At 65.8% G+C, this 15,690-nt stretch carries 13 protein-coding genes; 1 reads left to right on the top strand and 12 read right to left on the bottom strand.

Translation table 11 applies throughout. The features are described 5' to 3' along the window. The first annotated feature begins 63 nt into the window (after positions 1-63). Entirely contained in the window at positions 64-231 is a 168-nt protein-coding gene (locus ACQPXH_RS16655) for a GNAT family N-acetyltransferase (RefSeq protein WP_433603223.1), read from the top strand. 49 nt (positions 232-280) lie between these two features. Here ACQPXH_RS16655 and nuoN read toward each other — a convergent pair whose 3' ends face one another. Genes nuoN through ACQPXH_RS16595 form a run of 12 tightly spaced genes read right to left on the bottom strand, consistent with a single transcriptional unit; the run spans position 281 to position 15,666 of the window. Further along, positions 281-1,891 carry an NADH-quinone oxidoreductase subunit NuoN gene (gene nuoN, locus ACQPXH_RS16650; RefSeq protein ID WP_433603222.1) on the bottom strand — a complete coding sequence of 537 codons (1,611 nt, stop codon included), beginning with the start codon at positions 1,889-1,891 and terminating at the stop codon, positions 281-283. After that, the gene (locus ACQPXH_RS16645; protein WP_433603221.1) at positions 1,888-3,507 is read right to left on the bottom strand and encodes an NADH-quinone oxidoreductase subunit M; all 1,620 of its coding nucleotides are present in this window, start codon (positions 3,505-3,507) and stop codon (positions 1,888-1,890) included. The genes nuoN and ACQPXH_RS16645 overlap by 4 nt, the downstream gene beginning before the upstream one ends. Beyond that, positions 3,504-5,417, bottom strand: coding sequence for an NADH-quinone oxidoreductase subunit L (gene nuoL, locus ACQPXH_RS16640; RefSeq protein WP_433603220.1), 1,914 nt, complete (start codon positions 5,415-5,417; stop codon positions 3,504-3,506). Before nuoL ends, ACQPXH_RS16645 begins: the two co-directional genes overlap by 4 nt. Before the next feature lies 1 nt (position 5,418). Next, positions 5,419-5,718 carry an NADH-quinone oxidoreductase subunit NuoK gene (gene nuoK / locus ACQPXH_RS16635; protein WP_062982135.1) on the bottom strand — a complete coding sequence of 100 codons (300 nt, stop codon included), beginning with the start codon at positions 5,716-5,718 and terminating at the stop codon, positions 5,419-5,421. Then, positions 5,715-6,599 carry an NADH-quinone oxidoreductase subunit J gene (locus ACQPXH_RS16630; protein ID WP_433603219.1) on the bottom strand — a complete coding sequence of 295 codons (885 nt, stop codon included), beginning with the start codon at positions 6,597-6,599 and terminating at the stop codon, positions 5,715-5,717. Before ACQPXH_RS16630 ends, nuoK begins: the two co-directional genes overlap by 4 nt. After that, positions 6,596-8,476 (bottom strand): NADH-quinone oxidoreductase subunit NuoH, encoded by a 1,881-nt coding sequence (gene nuoH, locus ACQPXH_RS16625; protein WP_433603218.1) that lies wholly within the window; start codon positions 8,474-8,476, stop codon positions 6,596-6,598. The genes ACQPXH_RS16630 and nuoH overlap by 4 nt, the downstream gene beginning before the upstream one ends. Further along, on the bottom strand, positions 8,469-10,991 hold the full coding sequence (locus ACQPXH_RS16620) for an NADH-quinone oxidoreductase subunit G (protein WP_433603217.1): 2,523 nt from the start codon (positions 10,989-10,991) through the stop codon (positions 8,469-8,471). Before ACQPXH_RS16620 ends, nuoH begins: the two co-directional genes overlap by 8 nt. Then, entirely contained in the window at positions 10,988-12,304 is a 1,317-nt protein-coding gene (nuoF, locus tag ACQPXH_RS16615) for an NADH-quinone oxidoreductase subunit NuoF (protein WP_433603216.1), read from the bottom strand. The genes ACQPXH_RS16620 and nuoF overlap by 4 nt, the downstream gene beginning before the upstream one ends. Before the next feature lie 2 nt (positions 12,305-12,306). After that, positions 12,307-13,014 carry an NADH-quinone oxidoreductase subunit NuoE gene (gene nuoE / locus ACQPXH_RS16610; protein ID WP_433603215.1) on the bottom strand — a complete coding sequence of 236 codons (708 nt, stop codon included), beginning with the start codon at positions 13,012-13,014 and terminating at the stop codon, positions 12,307-12,309. Continuing rightward, positions 13,011-14,345 carry an NADH-quinone oxidoreductase subunit D gene (locus tag ACQPXH_RS16605; RefSeq protein ID WP_433603214.1) on the bottom strand — a complete coding sequence of 445 codons (1,335 nt, stop codon included), beginning with the start codon at positions 14,343-14,345 and terminating at the stop codon, positions 13,011-13,013. The genes nuoE and ACQPXH_RS16605 overlap by 4 nt, the downstream gene beginning before the upstream one ends. Continuing rightward, the gene (locus ACQPXH_RS16600; protein WP_433603213.1) at positions 14,345-15,115 is read right to left on the bottom strand and encodes an NADH-quinone oxidoreductase subunit C; all 771 of its coding nucleotides are present in this window, start codon (positions 15,113-15,115) and stop codon (positions 14,345-14,347) included. Before ACQPXH_RS16600 ends, ACQPXH_RS16605 begins: the two co-directional genes overlap by 1 nt. Then, a complete protein-coding gene (locus ACQPXH_RS16595; protein ID WP_433603211.1) occupies positions 15,112-15,666 on the bottom strand; it encodes a NuoB/complex I 20 kDa subunit family protein in 555 nt (184 codons plus the stop codon). Before ACQPXH_RS16595 ends, ACQPXH_RS16600 begins: the two co-directional genes overlap by 4 nt. Between the last annotated feature and the right edge of the window lie 24 nt (positions 15,667-15,690).

Raw genomic sequence — 15,690 nt, 5'->3', positions numbered from 1 at the left:
CGCGAATCGGTCGGTGGGGCCGCAATACAAGCCCTGACAAATTTTGCCTGGACCATCCGCACTTTGCACCGCATCGAGCTCTATATCGAGCCATGGAACACCGGCTCGATCCGCGTCGCGGAATCCGGCGGATACCTGCGCGAAGGTCTGCTGCACAGCTACGAGGAGATCGGCGGCACCCGACGCGACATGTTCCTCTACGCTGCCACGCGCGACTCGGGCACATCGTGAAACACGACATCGCCGCACCCGAGTAGGGTGCGGCGATGTCGTGACGGGCTCAGCGGACGAAAGTTGATGCGCGGTCGGACAAGTCGAGCAGCATTTGCGGGATGATGCCGAGCAGTACGGTGGCGCCCGCGGTGAATGCGACGACTGTGGTGGTGAGGAATGGTGCCGCGACGGTCGGGGCATCGGTGGGCGGGTCGGTGAAGAACATCAGGACGATGACGCGGATGTAGAAGAAGGCGGCGATGGCGCTGGAGATGACGCCGACGATCACCAGGTAGCCGGCGCTGCCGGAGGCGGCGGCTTGGAAGACCGCGAACTTGGCGACGAAGCCGCCGGTCAGGGGCAGCCCCGCGAAGGACAGCAGAAACAGGGCGAAAACCGTTGCCAGCCAGGGGGAGCGGCGGCCGAGGCCCGACCACTGGGACATGGCGGTGGCCTCGTCACCGTCGGCATCGCGGACCAAGCTGACGACCGCGAACGCACCGAGCGTGCCGAGGCCGTACGCCAACAGATAGAACAGGATCGCCGAGGTACCGGCCTCGTTCGCCGCAACGAGACCGGTCAGGATGAATCCGGCATGCGCGACCGAGGAGTAGGCGAGCATGCGTTTGACGTCGGTCTGGGTGATCGCCATGACCGCGCCGATCACCATGGTCGCGATGGCGATGGCGGCGAGCACCGGACGCCAGTCGTCCCGCAGACCGGGCACGGCGATCTGCAGCACCCGCAGCAGCGCGCCGACTGCGGCGATTTTCGTGGCCGCGGCCATGAACCCGGTAACCGAACTGGGTGCACCCTGATACACGTCTGGCACCCAGGACTGGAACGGCACCGCGCCGATCTTGAACAGCAGCCCCACCGCCAGCATTGCCACACCGAGCAACGCCAGGGTGGTGTTCTGCGGATGCTGGGTTATCGCGTCGGCGATCCCACCGAGCTCGACCGTGCCTGCCTGCCCGTACAGCAGCGCAACGCCATAGAGGAAGAACGCGGACGAAAACGCTCCGAGCAGAAAGTATTTCAGCGCGGCTTCCTGCGAGAGCAAGCGCTTGCGCCGAGCCAGCCCACAGAGCAGATACAGCGGCAGCGACAACACTTCCAACGCCACGAACATGGTCAGCAGATCGTTCGACGCCGGGAACAGCAGCAGCCCACCGATCGCGAGCATGGTCAGCGGGAACACTTCGGTCGTCGCGATACCCGCACGGACTGCGGCCATTTCACCCGCGCTGCCGGGTACCGCGGAGGCCTGCGGAGTGAACGCGTCCACGCCGCCGCCGACGGCGGCCGCGGCAACACTCCACGTCCCGGGACCGGAACGCACCTGCGGTCGCGGCTCGGAACCGCGTTCGGCCATGAACAGCAGCGCCAGAATCGACACGACCAGAATCGTGCCCTGCAAGAACAGCGTGACACCGTCGATCGCCACCGCGCCGACCATCACGGTCGCCTCGGTCCCGGACAACCGCACCACCGCGACCAGCGCCGCCACCAACCCGGCCAGCCCGAGCGGCACCTGGATGGCATACCTGTGGCGGCGCGGCGCGAACGCCTCGACGAGCACCCCGACCACCGCCACCCCGAACACGATCAGCATCGGCGACAATTTGGCGTATTCGATGCTCGGTGCGGGCATACTCGCCGCGAGCAGACTACTCATTTGTGGGCACCTCCGTGATCGGCCCCCGCTGCGGGGATCGCGGGCGTCTTCGGCGCGGGATCATGGACGCCGATGGTGGTCAGCGTCTGACCCACCGCGGGATTGATGAAGTCCAGCACCGGTTTCGGGTAGATACCGAGGAACAGCAGCGCCGCGATCAACGGCACCACCACCGCCAACTCGCGCGGCACCAGGTCATAGAGGCGCTCGTTACCCTCCTTGACCGGTCCGGTCATCATCCGCTGGTACATCCACAGCACATACAGCGCGGCCAACACCAGCGCACCGGTCGCGATCACCGCCGCGAATCCATATCGGCTGAATGTGCCGAGCAGCACCAGGAATTCGCTGATGAACGGTGCCAGTCCCGGCAGCGACAGCGTGGCCAGACCGGCGATGAAGAAGGTACCCGCCAGCACCGGCGCCACCTTCTGCACCCCGCCGTAGGCGGCGATGGTCCGAGTTCCCCTGCGCGACACCAGGAATCCCGCGATCAGGAACAGCGCCGCGGTCGAGATCCCGTGATTGACCATGTACAACGTGGCCCCGGTCTGCCCCTGACTGGTCATCGCGAAGATGCCCAGAATGATGAATCCGAAGTGCGAGATCGAGGTGTAGGCGATCAGCCGCATCACATCGGTCTGTCCGATGGCCAGCAACGCGCCGTAGATGATGCCGATTACCGCGAGCGTGATCACCAGGGGCGCAAAGGTTCCCGAGGCATCCGGGAACAGCAGCAGGCAGTAGCGCAACATGCCGAAGGTGCCGACCTTGTCGACCACCGCCATCATCAACACCGCACTCGACGGCGTCGCCGCCACCGCCGCATCGGGCAGCCAGGTGTGCAACGGCCACAGCGGCGCCTTCACCGCGAAGGCGAACATGAATCCGAGGAACAGCGCATTCAGCACCGCCGGGCCGGCGCCGAGCTGTCCGGCATTGGCCGCCGCCACCACGGTGCGGAAATCGAAGGTGCCCGACGAACCGGATCCGAGCCCCTGTCGCGCGGTGAGCACGTACAACCCGATCACCGCGGCCAACATGATCAGACCGCCGAACAGGTTGTACAGCAGGAATTTCACCGCCGCCCGGGAGCGCTGCTGGCGATGGGCCAGATCGGCGCTGCGCGGCCCGAATCCGCCGATGAGGAAGTACATCGGGACGAGCATCGCCTCGAAGAACACGTAGAACAGCAGAATGTCGAGCGAGACAAAGGAAATCAGCACCATCGCCTCGACGAGCAACGTCAACGCGACATAGGTGTGCGACACTCGCCGCCCGCTGCCGACCTCGCGCTCATCGTTCCAGCCGGCCAGGATCAGCAGCGGCACCAGCGCCGCGGTGAGCAGCACCAGCACCAGCGCGATCCCGTCCAACCCGAGGGTGTAGCCCGCGCCGAAGGCCGGAATCCACTCGTGCGATTCGACGAACTGATATTGCGCCCCACCGGGTTCGAAGCGCACGGCCAATATGATGCCGAGCACCAGCACCGCCGATGCGACAACGAATGCCAGCCCGCGCGCCAGGGTGCGCTGCGATGCGGGCAACAGCAGCACCACCACCGCGCCGACAACCGGCAATAACCACAGCGTGGTCAACCAGGGAAAGTCACTCACCAGAGCCTCACTGCCAGCAGGGCGGCGGCAACCAGTGCCGCGCCGGTGAACATGGACAGGGCATATGACCGGACGAAGCCGGACTGCACTTTCCGGATTCGCCCGGACAGCCCGCCGATCAGTGCGGCGGTGCCGTTGACGATGCCGTCGATGCCGCGATTGTCGAGGAAGACCAGCGACCGGGTCAGATAGGCGCCTGGACGCATGAATACGCCCTCGTTGACCGCGTCGCCGTAGAGATCCTTGCGAGCCGCGATCGTCAACGCCGACACCGCTTCCGGTGCGGTCTCGGGAACCTCACGCTGTGCGAACTGGTTGTAGGCCAAGCCGATTCCGACGGCGACCACGAGCAGCGCCAGCACGGTCACCACGCCCGCGGGCACGACCTCCTCGCCGTGATGCGCTCCGACCACAGGTTCGAGCCAGTTCTGCAGCGACGACCCGAAGACGAACAGACCACCCGCGGCCACCGAACCGATCGCGAGCAGAATCATCGGGCCGGTCATCACCGCGGGTGCCTCGTGCGGATGGGTGTCAGCCCCCGCGGCGGAGCCGCGTAAGTGTTCAGGCCAGCGAGGCTCGCCGAAGAACGTCAGCATCATCACCCGCGTCATGTAGAACGCGGTCAGCCCGGCACCGAACAGCGTGACCGCACCCAGTGCCACACCGCTTGCGCCGCCCTGGTTGAACGCCGCCTCGATGATTCGATCCTTGGAGAAGAATCCGGCGAACGGCGGGACTCCGATGATCGCCAGATAGCCGAGCCCGAAGGTGACGTAGGTGACCGGCAGGAGTTTGCGCAGTCCGCCGTAGCGGCGCATGTCGGTCTCGTCGTCCATCGCGTGCATGACCGATCCGGCGCCGAGGAACAGCCCGGCCTTGAAGAAGCCGTGGGTGAGCAGATGCATGATGGCGATCGCGTATCCGGCCGGGCCGAGGCCTGCGGCGAGCACCATATAACCGATCTGGCTCATGGTGGACGCCGCGAGTGCCTTCTTGATGTCGTCCTTCGCGCAACCGACGATGGCACCGAACAGCAGTGTCACCGCGCCGACCAGCACCACACCGAGCCGCGCATCGGGCGCGAGATCGAAGATGGGCCCGGAGCGCGCGATCAGATACACACCCGCCGTCACCATGGTGGCCGCGTGGATCAGCGCGGAGACCGGTGTCGGACCCTCCATCGCGTCACCGAGCCAGGACTGCAGCGGCACCTGCGCGGATTTCCCGCACGCGGCCAGCAGCAGCAACAACCCGATCGCGGTGAGCGTCCCCTCGCCCGCCTGCGGCGCGGTCGCGAACACCGAGCCGAAGTCGATCGAGCCGAAGGTCGCGAACATGGTGAACATGGCGATCGCCAACCCCATATCACCGACCCGGTTGACCACGAACGCCTTCTTGGCCGCGGTCGCCGCGGTCGGCTTGTGGTACCAGAAACCGATCAACAGGTAGGAGGCCAGACCGACGCCTTCCCAGCCCAGATACAGCACCAGGTAGTTGTCTGCCAGCACCAGCAGCAGCATGGCCGCCAGGAACAGATTCAGGTAGGCGAAGAACCGCCGCCGTCCCGGATCGTGGTTCATGTAGCCGACGGAGTAGATGTGGATCAGCGATCCGACGCCGGTGATCAGCAGCGCGAAACACACCGACAGCTGGTCCAATTGGAGGCTGAAATCCACCTGCAACCCGTCGACCGGCACCCAGCTGAAAAAGTCCTTGTGGATTGCGCGGGCGGCATCGTCGCGGTCGAGCATGTGGAAGAACGCGACGACGGCGAAGCCGAACGAGGCCAGCGCGGTGGCACAGCCGAGCAGATGCCCCCACTTATCGCTGAAGCGCCCGATCAGCAGCAGCACGACGGCACCGGCCAGCGGTAGTGCGGGCAGCACCCAGAGCGTTGCGGTATCCACGTCAGAACTTCAGCAGGTTGGCGTCGTCGACCGAGGTCGAACGGCGGGTGCGGAAGATGGTCATGATGATGGCCAGTCCGACGACGACTTCGGCCGCGGCCACCACCATGGTGAAGAACGCGAACACCTGACCGTCCAGATTCGAATGCAGCCTGGCGAAGGTGACGAAGGCGAGATTGACCGCATTGAGCATCAGCTCGATGCACATGAACACCACAATGGCGTTGCGCCGCAGCAGCACACCGGCCGCGCCGATGGTGAACAGCAGGGCGGACAGGAACAGGTAGTTCTCAGGATTCACCGCTTGCCTTCCTCGTCTGCCTCGCGGGCGGGGGTTTCGGGCTCCTCGACGTCCGAGGCGAAGGTCGGGGTTGTGCCGACCGAGATGACCGCCGCCTCGGTGAGCGCCCTGGTGCGGCGATGCCGCAGGATGGTGCTGACCGACAGCTCCTCGAAGGATCCGTCCGGCAGCCGCGCCGGAATATCGACCGCGTTGTGCCTGGCGTATACACCGGGCGTCGGCAGCGGGGTGGCGCGATCGGAGGGCCGGGCCGGGTCGTAGGCGCTGCGGAAGCGGCGGCGTGAGAGTTCCCGCTGATCCGAACGCGGTCCGAAACTCTCCCGGTGCGCCAGGATCATCGCGCCGATGGTGGCGGTGATGAGCAGTGCGCCGGTGAGTTCGAAGGCCCACACATAGCGGACGAAGATCAGTTCGGAGAGTCGGCCGATCACGTCTTGATATGCGAATCCCTTTGCCGGATAAGTGATTCCGGAGTTGCGGATGCCGTTGGCGATACCGCTGATCAGCAGCAGCCCGAAGCCGAGACCGACCGCGGCCGCCGCGAGCCGCTGCCCGCGCAGTGTTTCCCCCAGCGATTCGGGGGAGTCGACGCCGACCAGCATGAGCACGAACAGGAACAGCATCATGACCGCGCCGGTGTAGACGACGATCTGCACGACGCCGAGGAACAGCGCGTCCTGCGCCATATAGAAGGTCGCGAGCACGATCATGGTGGCGGCCAGGCAGATCGCCGAATGCACGGCCTTGCCCGCGAAAACCATGCCGAACGCGCCGATCACGGCGAGCGGGCCGAGAATCCAGAATTGGACGGCCTCGCCGGTGGAGGTATGGGTCAGTGGCTCTGCCGCCAATGTTTGGGCGGCCACAATGAATTCGGTCACCGCGTGCCTCCTTCCGCACCCGCGGCGGCGGGCTCCCTGGGATCCGAACCACTTTCCCCGCCGGGGACATTGCCGCGGTAGTAATCGCCTTCCGTCGCACCGGGATACATCGCGTGCGGCGGTGCGGTCATACCGGGCTGCAAGGGGGCGAGCAGCCGGTCCTTCTCGTAGATCAGATCGGCGCGATTGTCATCGGCCATCTCGTACTCGTTGGTCATGGTCAGCGCCCTGGTCGGGCATGCTTCGATGCACAATCCGCAGCCGATGCAGCGCAGATAGTTGATCTGGTAGACCTGTCCGTAGCGCTCGCCCGGCGAAAAGCGTTCGGTCTCGGTGTTGTCCGCGCCCTCGACGTAGATCGCGTCCGCGGGGCAGGCCCACGCGCACAACTCGCAGCCGATGCACTTCTCGAGACCATCCGGATGCCGATTGAGCTGATGGCGGCCGTGATAGCGGGGCGCGGTTGGCACCTTCTGTTCCGGATAGGACTCGGTATTGGGCTTCTTGAACATGGTCAGGAAGGTGACGGCGAAGCCGGTCAACGGTTCCAGCAGTCCTGCCTCGGGTTCCGGACGCCGCGTCGATGGATCCGGCAGCGGTGGCGTCGGGAAGCCGAGGAAGACCGCGCTGCCCGATTCGGTCGAGGCGGGTTGCTCGACCGCTGGCGGCGCGCTCTGTTTGCGACCGGCCCGAAGGAACATCAGCACGATCAGTCCGGAAATGATGATTCCGCTGATCACCAGCAGCGGCGTCTGAATCCTGTAGCCCTCGTTCTGCAACACCCGGGCGGTGGCGACCAGCATCACCCACAGCAGCGAGGTCGGAATCAGCAGCTTCCAGCCGAGATTCATGAACTGGTCGTAGCGCAGACGGGGCAGCGTGCCGCGCAACCAGATGAACACGAACAGGAACGTCCACATCTTGGCGATGAACCACAACGCCGGCCACCAACCGGAATTCGCGCCGTCCCACAGGTTGATCGGGAACGGTGCGTGCCAGCCACCGAGGAACAGCGTGGTGGCGAGCGCGGAAACCGTTGCCATATTGATGTATTCGGCCATCATGAACATGGCGAATTTGAGCGAGGAGTATTCGGTGTGGAAGCCGCCGACCAGCTCGCCCTCGGCCTCGGGCAGGTCGAACGGCGCACGGTTGGTCTCACCGACCATCGACACGCAGTAGATCAGGAACGAGGGCAGCAGCAGGAAGACGTACCAGGTGCCCTCCTGCGCCTTCACGATCCCAGAGGTGGCCATGGTGCCGCCGAGCAGGAACACCGTCGCGAAGCACAGCGCCATCGCGATCTCGTACGAGATCACCTGCGCGGTCGAGCGCAACCCGCCCAGCAGCGGATATGTCGAACCCGACGACCACCCCGCGAGCACGATGCCGTACACGCCGATCGAGGTGATGGCCAGGATGTAGAGCACCGCCACCGGCAGATCGGTGAGCTGCAGTGCGGTCCGGTGGCCGAGGATCGAAACTTCCGGCCCGATCGGGATGACCGCGAACGCCATGAACGCGGGCACCACCGAAATGACCGGCGCCAGAATGAAAATCGGCTTGTCGACGATGGCCGGGACGATATCTTCCTTCAGCGCCATCTTCACGCCGTCGGCCAGGGCCTGCAGCGTGCCCTTGGGGCCGACCCGGTTCGGTCCGATACGCATCTGCATCCAGGCTACGATCTTGCGCTCCAGATACACCGCCATCATCGGCGTGAGCAGCAGGAAAGCGAAGATCGCCAGGGATTTCCCGATGACGAGCCACAGCGGGTCGTGGCCGAAACCGGCGATAGCGTCAGGCCCGGAGGAGGCGGCTTGCGTAACCACGGAGGGCCAAGTGGACGCCGCAGTGAACACAGAGAGATCACTCATGGCGGTGTTCCTTCATCCTCTCGTCGGCGCGGTGCAGCTGCACCACACCGCCCGGCTGGGTGGCGAGCTGTTCGTTGACCGAGCAGCCCGGCGAGTTCAGCGGCAGCCACACGACCCGATCGGGCAGATCGGTGATCAGCAGTGGCAGCGTGATGGTGCCGCGATCGGTGGCGACGATGATCGGATCGTCATCGGCGGCACCGATTTCGGCAGCGGTGCCGGGGGACAGCCGCACCACCGGCGGCCGCGCGACACCCGCCAGATTCGGCTCGCCGTCCTGCATGCGCCCCTGATCCAGCAGCATGCGCCAGCCGGACAGGATGGCGGTGCCGGGATTGGGTTGGGTCACCGGATGCGGCCGATGCGCGGGCGCGGGCACCGGCGGACCGTCCCAGGCGCCGAGTTCGGCGAGTTCGGCGCGTGCGGATTCGGTATCGGGGAGGCCGAGCGCCACCGCCATCTCGGTCGCGATGGCCTGCAGCACCCGCTGATCCGACAGGGGTGCGGGTTCGCGGCGCACCATCGAATCGCCGAGTGCCGCATCGAATTGCCGCGGCCTGCCCTCCCAAGTGCGGAAGGTGCCGGATTTCTGCATTGCCGAGGCCACCGGGAAGACGACATCGGCGCGTTCGGTGATCGCGCTGTGCCGCAGCTCCAGGCTGACCACGAAGCGAGCGGCGTCGATGGCCTCGAGCGCCGCCTTGGGGTCCGGCATGTCGGCGATCTCGACGCCGCCGATGACCAGTGCGCCCAGGGTCGGCGCGGCCTCCAGAATGGCTGCCGTATCGCGGCCTGCGGTGACCGGCAATTCCGCGACGTTCCAGATGGTGCGAACCTCTTGGCGCGCACGGGGATCCACGACCGGTCGGCCACCGGGCAGCAGGCCGGGCAGCGCACCCGCCTCGACCGCACCGCGTTCACCGGCGCGCCGCGGCACCCAGGCCAAGGCGGCACCGGTTTCTTCAGCGAGCCGGACCGCAGCGGACAATGCGCCGGGGATTCCGGCCATCCGCTCACCGACCAGCACCACCGCACCCGGCTCACGCAACAGCTGTGCGGCCGTCGCCGAAGCGGCGGCGTCGGTCTCGCCGGTACGCATGGCATCGAGCAGATGAGGTTCGGCCCCGGGCACGGCTTGCAACAGCGTGCCCGACATCCGGTCCAGCCCGCGCGAGGAGTAAGCGGCGAGCGAGAAGATCGGCAGACCGCGCTTGCGTGCCGCCTTCCGCAGCCGCAGGTAGATGATCGGCGACTCCTCTTCCGGCTCGAGTCCGGCCAGCAGTACGACCGGCGCGTTCTCCAGGGCGTCGTAGTCGACAGTGACACCCTGTCCGGCGATACGGGCGGCGAGGAAGTCCGCCTCTTCGGCCGAATGCACGCGGGCGCGGAAGTCGATGTCATTGGTGCCCAAGGCAACTCGGGCGAATTTGGCGTAGGCGTAGGCGTCTTCCTCGGTGACGCGACCGCCGATCAGTACGCCCGCACTGCCGAAGGCCGACGCCAGACCCTCGGCTGCGGCGGCCAATGCCTCGGACCAGGACGCGGGGGCGAGGTTGCCGTCCCAGCCGCGCACCAGTGGTGTGGTGAGCCGGTCACGCTCGGTCGCGTAGGTGAACGCCCACCGCCCCTTGTCGCAGTTCCACTCCTCGTTGACCTGCGGATCGTCACCCGCCAAGCGGCGCAACACTTTTCCGCGCCGATGGTCGGTGCGCTGTGCGCAGCCCGATGCACAGTGCTCGCAGACACTCGGGCTGGACACCAGATCGAAGGGGCGGGCCCGGAACCGGTAGCTGGTGCCGGTGAGCGCACCCACCGGGCAGATCTGCACGGTATTGCCGGAGAAGTAGGAGTCGAACGGTTCGGCCTGTGCGGTGCCGACCTGTTCGAGCGCACCGCGATCCATGAGTTCGATGAACGGATCTCCGGCGACCTGCTGCGAGAAGCGGGTGCAGCGGGCACACAGCACACAGCGTTCCCGGTCCAGCAGCACCGCCGTGGACAGCGGAATCGGCTTGGGGTAGATGCGTTTCACGCCGTCGAACCGGGTTTCGGGGCGGCCACTGGACATCGCCTGGTTCTGCAGCGGGCATTCACCGCCCTTATCGCAGACCGGACAGTCGAGGGGGTGATTGATGAGCAGCAGCTCCATCACTCCCTGCTGGGCCTTGGCGGTCGGAGGTGAGGTCAGCTGAGTGCGCACGATCATGCCGTCGGCGACGGCCATGGTGCAGGAAGCGACCGGCTTGCGCTGCCCCTCTACCTCGACCAGACACTGACGGCACGCGCCGACCGGGTCCAGTAGCGGATGATCGCAGAAGCGCGGGATCTGGATGCCGATGAGTTCGGCGGCCCGGATGAGCAGGGTGCCCGCGGGCACACTCACCTGGGTGTCATCGATGGTGACGGTGACCAGGTCAGCGGGAACGAGTCCGCTGGTATCGGTATTCACGGTGGCGGGCCCACCCGTCACCCGGCCACCACCTCCCACGGAATCGCTGCGCGATGCTGTACTCATTTGGTTACTCCTTCGGCCCAGGCGGTGGATCGCGCGGGATCGAACGGGCAGCCGTCGAGCCGCAGATGGTCGACGTATTCCTCGCGGAAGTACTTCAGCGAGGAGATGATCGGGCTGGCCGCACCGTCGCCGAGTGCGCAGAACGATTTGCCGTTGATGGTGTCGCTGATATCGAGGAGCTTCTCCAGATCCGATTCGGTGCCGCGGCCCGCCTCGATTCGCTTCAGCAGTTGGACGAGCCAGTAGGTGCCCTCGCGACAGGGCGTGCACTTGCCACAGGATTCGTGGGCGTAGAACTCGGTCCAGCGCAGCACCGCACGCACCACACAGGTGGTGTCGTCGAAGATCTGTAATGCCTTGGTGCCCAACATGGATCCCGCCCCGGCCACGCCCTCGTAGTCCAGTGGCACGTCGAGATGCTCGTCGGTGAACAGCGGCGTCGACGAACCGCCCGGCGTCCAGAACTTCACCTGATGTCCGGAGCGCACACCACCGGCATAGTCGAGCAGTTCGCGCAGCGAAATGCCCAGTGGCGCTTCGTATTGCCCCGGCCGGGCCACGTGCCCCGACAGCGAGTACAGCGTGAAGCCCGGGGACTTCTCACTGCCCATGGACCGGAACCAGGCCGTACCGTTCAGGATGATGGGCGGCACGCTCGCAATGGATTCCACATTGTTGACCACCGTCGGGCAGGCATACAGACCCGCGACGGCCGGGAACGGTGGCCGCAGTCGCGGCTGGCCGCGCCGCCCTTCCAGCGAATCCAGCAGCGCGGTTTCCTCACCGCAGATGTAGGCACCGGCACCGGCGTGCACGATGAGTTCCAGGTCGTAGCCGGAGCCGAGAATGTTCTTTCCGAGGAATCCGGCGGCGTATGCCTGCGCGACCGCGGCCTGCAGCCGTCGCAGCACTGGCACGACCTCACCGCGCACATAGATGAACGCGTGTGCCGCCCGAATCGCATACGCCGCGATGATGACGCCCTCGATGAGGGTGTGCGGAGTGGCCAGCATGAGCGGAATGTCCTTGCAGGTGCCCGGCTCCGACTCGTCGGCATTGACCACGAGATAGTGCGGTTTGGTGACACCGTCCGGGCCTGTGCCCTGCGGGATGAAGCTCCATTTCATCCCCGTCGGGAAGCCCGCGCCGCCGCGGCCGCGCAGACCGGCGTCCTTGATGGTCTGAATGACCTCATCGGGTTCCATCCGCAAGGCCTTGCGGATGGCCTGATAGCCGTCGTGGCCGCGGTAGTGCTCGATGGTCCACGACTGCGGGTCGTCCCAATACCGGGTGAGTACGGGAGTCAATGTCATGTTCACTCCTCGCCCGGCTTCGGTTCCGGCGCTCGCATATTCTGTTCGTGTGCAACCCGCAGACCGGCCAGCGTCGCCTCGCCCGCCGCACCGTCGAGCACCCCGGGGCGCTCGTCCGGGAAGCCCGCGAGGATGCGCGCGGTCTGCTTGAACGTGCACAGCGGCGCACCGCGTGTCGGTGTCACCTGCTCGCCGCGGCGCAGCGAATCCACCAGTGCGGCAGCCGATTCCGGTGTCTGGTTGTCGAAGAACTCCCAATTGACCATCACCACCGGCGCGAAATCGCAGGCCGCATTGCATTCGATGTGCTCGAGGGTGACGGACCCGTCCGCCGAGGTCTCGCCGTGCCCGATGCCGAGCCGGCGCTGCAGGGTTTCGAGAATGGCATCGCCACCCATCACCGCGCACAGCGTGTTGGTACAGACACCGACGTGATAGTCGCCGGTGGGGGTGCGCCGATACATCGAATAGAAGGTCGCCACGGCGGTGACCTCCGCACCGGTCAGCCCCAGCTGTTCGGCGCAGAATTCGATGCCGGTTCCGGTGACGCAGCCCTCCTCGGACTGCACCAGATGCAGCAGCGGTAGCAGCGCCGAGCGCGGCTCTGGATAGCGGGCGATGATCTCCTTGGCATCGACCTCCAATCGCTCGCGCACGAACGGCAAGAAAGGTTGCGGCCGGGTGGACAGCTTCAACAGGATCTCGGTCATCGGTCAACTCCGCCCATCACCGGGTCGATGCTGGCGACGGAGGCGATCACATCGGCGACCATCCCGCCCTCGCACATCGCCGCCACCGCTTGCAGATTCGTGAACGAGGGGTCGCGATAGTGCACCCGATAGGGGCGGGTGCCGCCGTCGCTGACCATATGCACACCGAGTTCGCCGCGCGGCGACTCCACCGCGACATACACCTGTCCCGCCGGAACCCGAATGCCCTCGGTGACGAGTTTGAAGTGGTGGATGAGCCCCTCCATGGACGTGCCCATGATGCGGCCGATGTGCTTGGGGGAGTTACCGAGCCCGTCCGGACCCAGCTGCAGATCCGCGGGCCAGGCGAGCTTCTTGTCGTCCACCATCACCGGACCCGGCCGCAATTTGTCCAGGCACTGCTCGACGATCTCGAGTGACTGCTTCATCTCCGCGACCCGAATCCAGTAGCGGCCATAGCAGTCACAGCCGGTGGTCGTGGGCACATCGAATTCGTAGTTCTCGTAGCCGCAATACGGCGCTGCCTTGCGCAGATCGTGTGGCAGACCGGTCGAACGCAGCACCGGACCGGTGATGCCGAGGGCCATGCAGCCCGCGAGATCCAGGTAGCCGATGTTCTGGGTGCGTGCCTTCCAGATCGGATTCTGGGTGAGCAGATGATCCATATCGCGCAGCCGCTTGGGCAACAGCTTCAGCAGCTCACGGACCTTGGTGACGCCGTCGTCGGGCAGATCCTGGGCCAGACCGCCGGGGCGGATGTACGCGTGATTCATGCGCAGCCCGGTGATGGTCTCGAAGACATCCAGAATCAGCTCGCGTTCCCGGAAGCCGAACAACATCGGGGTGAGAGCGCCCAACTCCATACCACCGGTCGCCAGCGCGACCAGATGGGAGGAGATCCGATTGAGCTCCATGAGCATGACGCGCACGATGGTGGCGCGCTCGGGAATCTGGTCCTCGATATCGAGCAATCGCTCGACGCCGAGACAGTATGCCGTCTCGTTGAAGAACGGCGACAGATAGTCCATCCGGGTGACGAAGGTGGTGCCCTGCGCCCAGTTCCGGAATTCGAGATTCTTCTCGATGCCGGTGTGCAGATAGCCGATGCCGCAGCGGGCCTCGGTGACCGTCTCGCCCTCGATTTCCAGGATCAGCCGCAGCACCCCGTGCGTGGACGGATGCTGCGGACCCATATTGACGACGATGCGTTCCTCGCCCGCGCCGTCGAGGGTTTCGGTGACCGCGTCCCAGTCCTGGCCTGCCACCGTGACCACAGCGGGTTCGGGCCCGGTGTCGTTGTGGACGCCGGGCCGGGTGTCGATGTCGTTCATTACTTGTACGCCCTCCGCTCGTCGGGCGGCGGGATACGCGCGCCCTTGTACTCGACCGGGATCCCGCCGAGCGGGTAGTCCTTGCGCTGTGGGTGGCCACGCCAGTCGTCGGGCATGGTGATGCGCGTCAGCGAGGGGTGGCCGTCGAAGTGGATGCCGAAGAAGTCGTAGGTTTCCCGCTCATGCCAGTCGGTGGTCGGATACACGCTGAACAGCGACGGAATATGCGGGTCGGCGTCCGGTGCGGAGATCTCGACGCGCAGGCGCCGATTGTGGGTGATGGACATGAGGTGATAGACCGCGTGCAATTCGCGGCCCGCGTCGTCCGGGTAGTGCACGCCGTTCACGCCGAGGCAGAGCTCGAAACGCAATGCGGCGTAGTCGCGTAACACCTTGGCGACCGTCACCAGGTGTTCGCGCCGCACGTGCAGGGTGAGTTCACCGCGGAAGACGATCACCTTCTCGATGACGGTCTCCCAGCTCGCGCGGACCGCGCCGAGCGCGGCCTGCAATTCGGCGACGACCTCGTCGAAGTAGTCGCCGTACGGGGCTGGGGTGCTACCGGGCAGTATCACCGGACGGACCAGGCGGCCGTAACCGGAGGTGTCGCCGGAGCCGGTGACACCGAACATGCCGTGACGCACGCCGATCACCTCGGCCGACGGCGAATCCGCTTCCGGCGGTGTGCCTTCCGGGCCCGCGGTGGCCGCGGCGTCGACGAACTCCTGCGGCGTCGTGGATTCGGTATTTTCGGGGGAGTCGAATGTCATCGCAGCAGACCCTCCATCCGGATGGTCGGCGTGGCCGCCAGCGCCGCCGCTTCGGCGGCACGGATGGCCTCCTCGCGGTTGACGCCCAGTGGCATCTGCTGAATCTTCGCGTGCAGCGTCAGGATTGCGTTCAACAGCATCTCCGGCCGCGGCGGACAGCCGGGCAGATAGATATCGACCGGCACCACATGGTCCACGCCCTGCACGATGGCGTAGTTGTTGAACATGCCGCCCGAGGACGCGCAAACGCCCATGGCCAGCACCCATTTCGGTTCGGTCATCTGGTCGTATACCTGACGCAGTACCGGTGCCATCTTCTGGCTGACCCGGCCCGCGACGATCATCAGATCGGCCTGCCGCGGTGAGGCGCGGAACGCCTCCATTCCGAAGCGGGCGATATCGAAACGTCCTGCGCCGGTGGCCATCATCTCGATGGCGCAGCAGGCCAGCCCGAAGGTGGCCGGCCACAGCGAGCCCTTGCGCAGATATCCGGCGAAATCTTCTACCGTGCTCAGCAGAAAGCCGCTGGGCAGTTTTTCCTCGAGACCCATGTTCGACTAACTCTCACTTCCACT

The sequence above is a fragment of the Nocardia sp. CA-135953 genome, assembly GCF_050955735.1.
Lineage (GTDB): Bacteria > Actinomycetota > Actinomycetes > Mycobacteriales > Mycobacteriaceae > Nocardia.
The sequence above is the reverse complement of the archived record's forward strand: the minus strand, read 5'-3'. Positions and strand labels throughout refer to the sequence as shown.

Excerpts from the sequence above, each read along its gene's own strand:
- nuoH (WP_433603218.1), bottom strand. The coding sequence starts at position 8,476 with ATGAGTGATCTCTCTGTGTTCACTGCGGCGTCCACTTGGCCCTCCGTG.
- nuoF (WP_433603216.1), bottom strand. The coding sequence starts at position 12,304 with ATGACATTGACTCCCGTACTCACCCGGTATTGGGACGACCCGCAGTCG.
- ACQPXH_RS16595 (WP_433603211.1), bottom strand. The coding sequence starts at position 15,666 with ATGGGTCTCGAGGAAAAACTGCCCAGCGGCTTTCTGCTGAGCACGGTA.
- ACQPXH_RS16600 (WP_433603213.1), bottom strand. The coding sequence starts at position 15,115 with ATGACATTCGACTCCCCCGAAAATACCGAATCCACGACGCCGCAGGAG.
- ACQPXH_RS16620 (WP_433603217.1), bottom strand. The coding sequence starts at position 10,991 with ATGAGTACAGCATCGCGCAGCGATTCCGTGGGAGGTGGTGGCCGGGTG.
- ACQPXH_RS16605 (WP_433603214.1), bottom strand. The coding sequence starts at position 14,345 with ATGAACGACATCGACACCCGGCCCGGCGTCCACAACGACACCGGGCCC.
- nuoN (WP_433603222.1), bottom strand. The coding sequence starts at position 1,891 with ATGAGTAGTCTGCTCGCGGCGAGTATGCCCGCACCGAGCATCGAATAC.
- nuoE (WP_433603215.1), bottom strand. The coding sequence starts at position 13,014 with ATGACCGAGATCCTGTTGAAGCTGTCCACCCGGCCGCAACCTTTCTTG.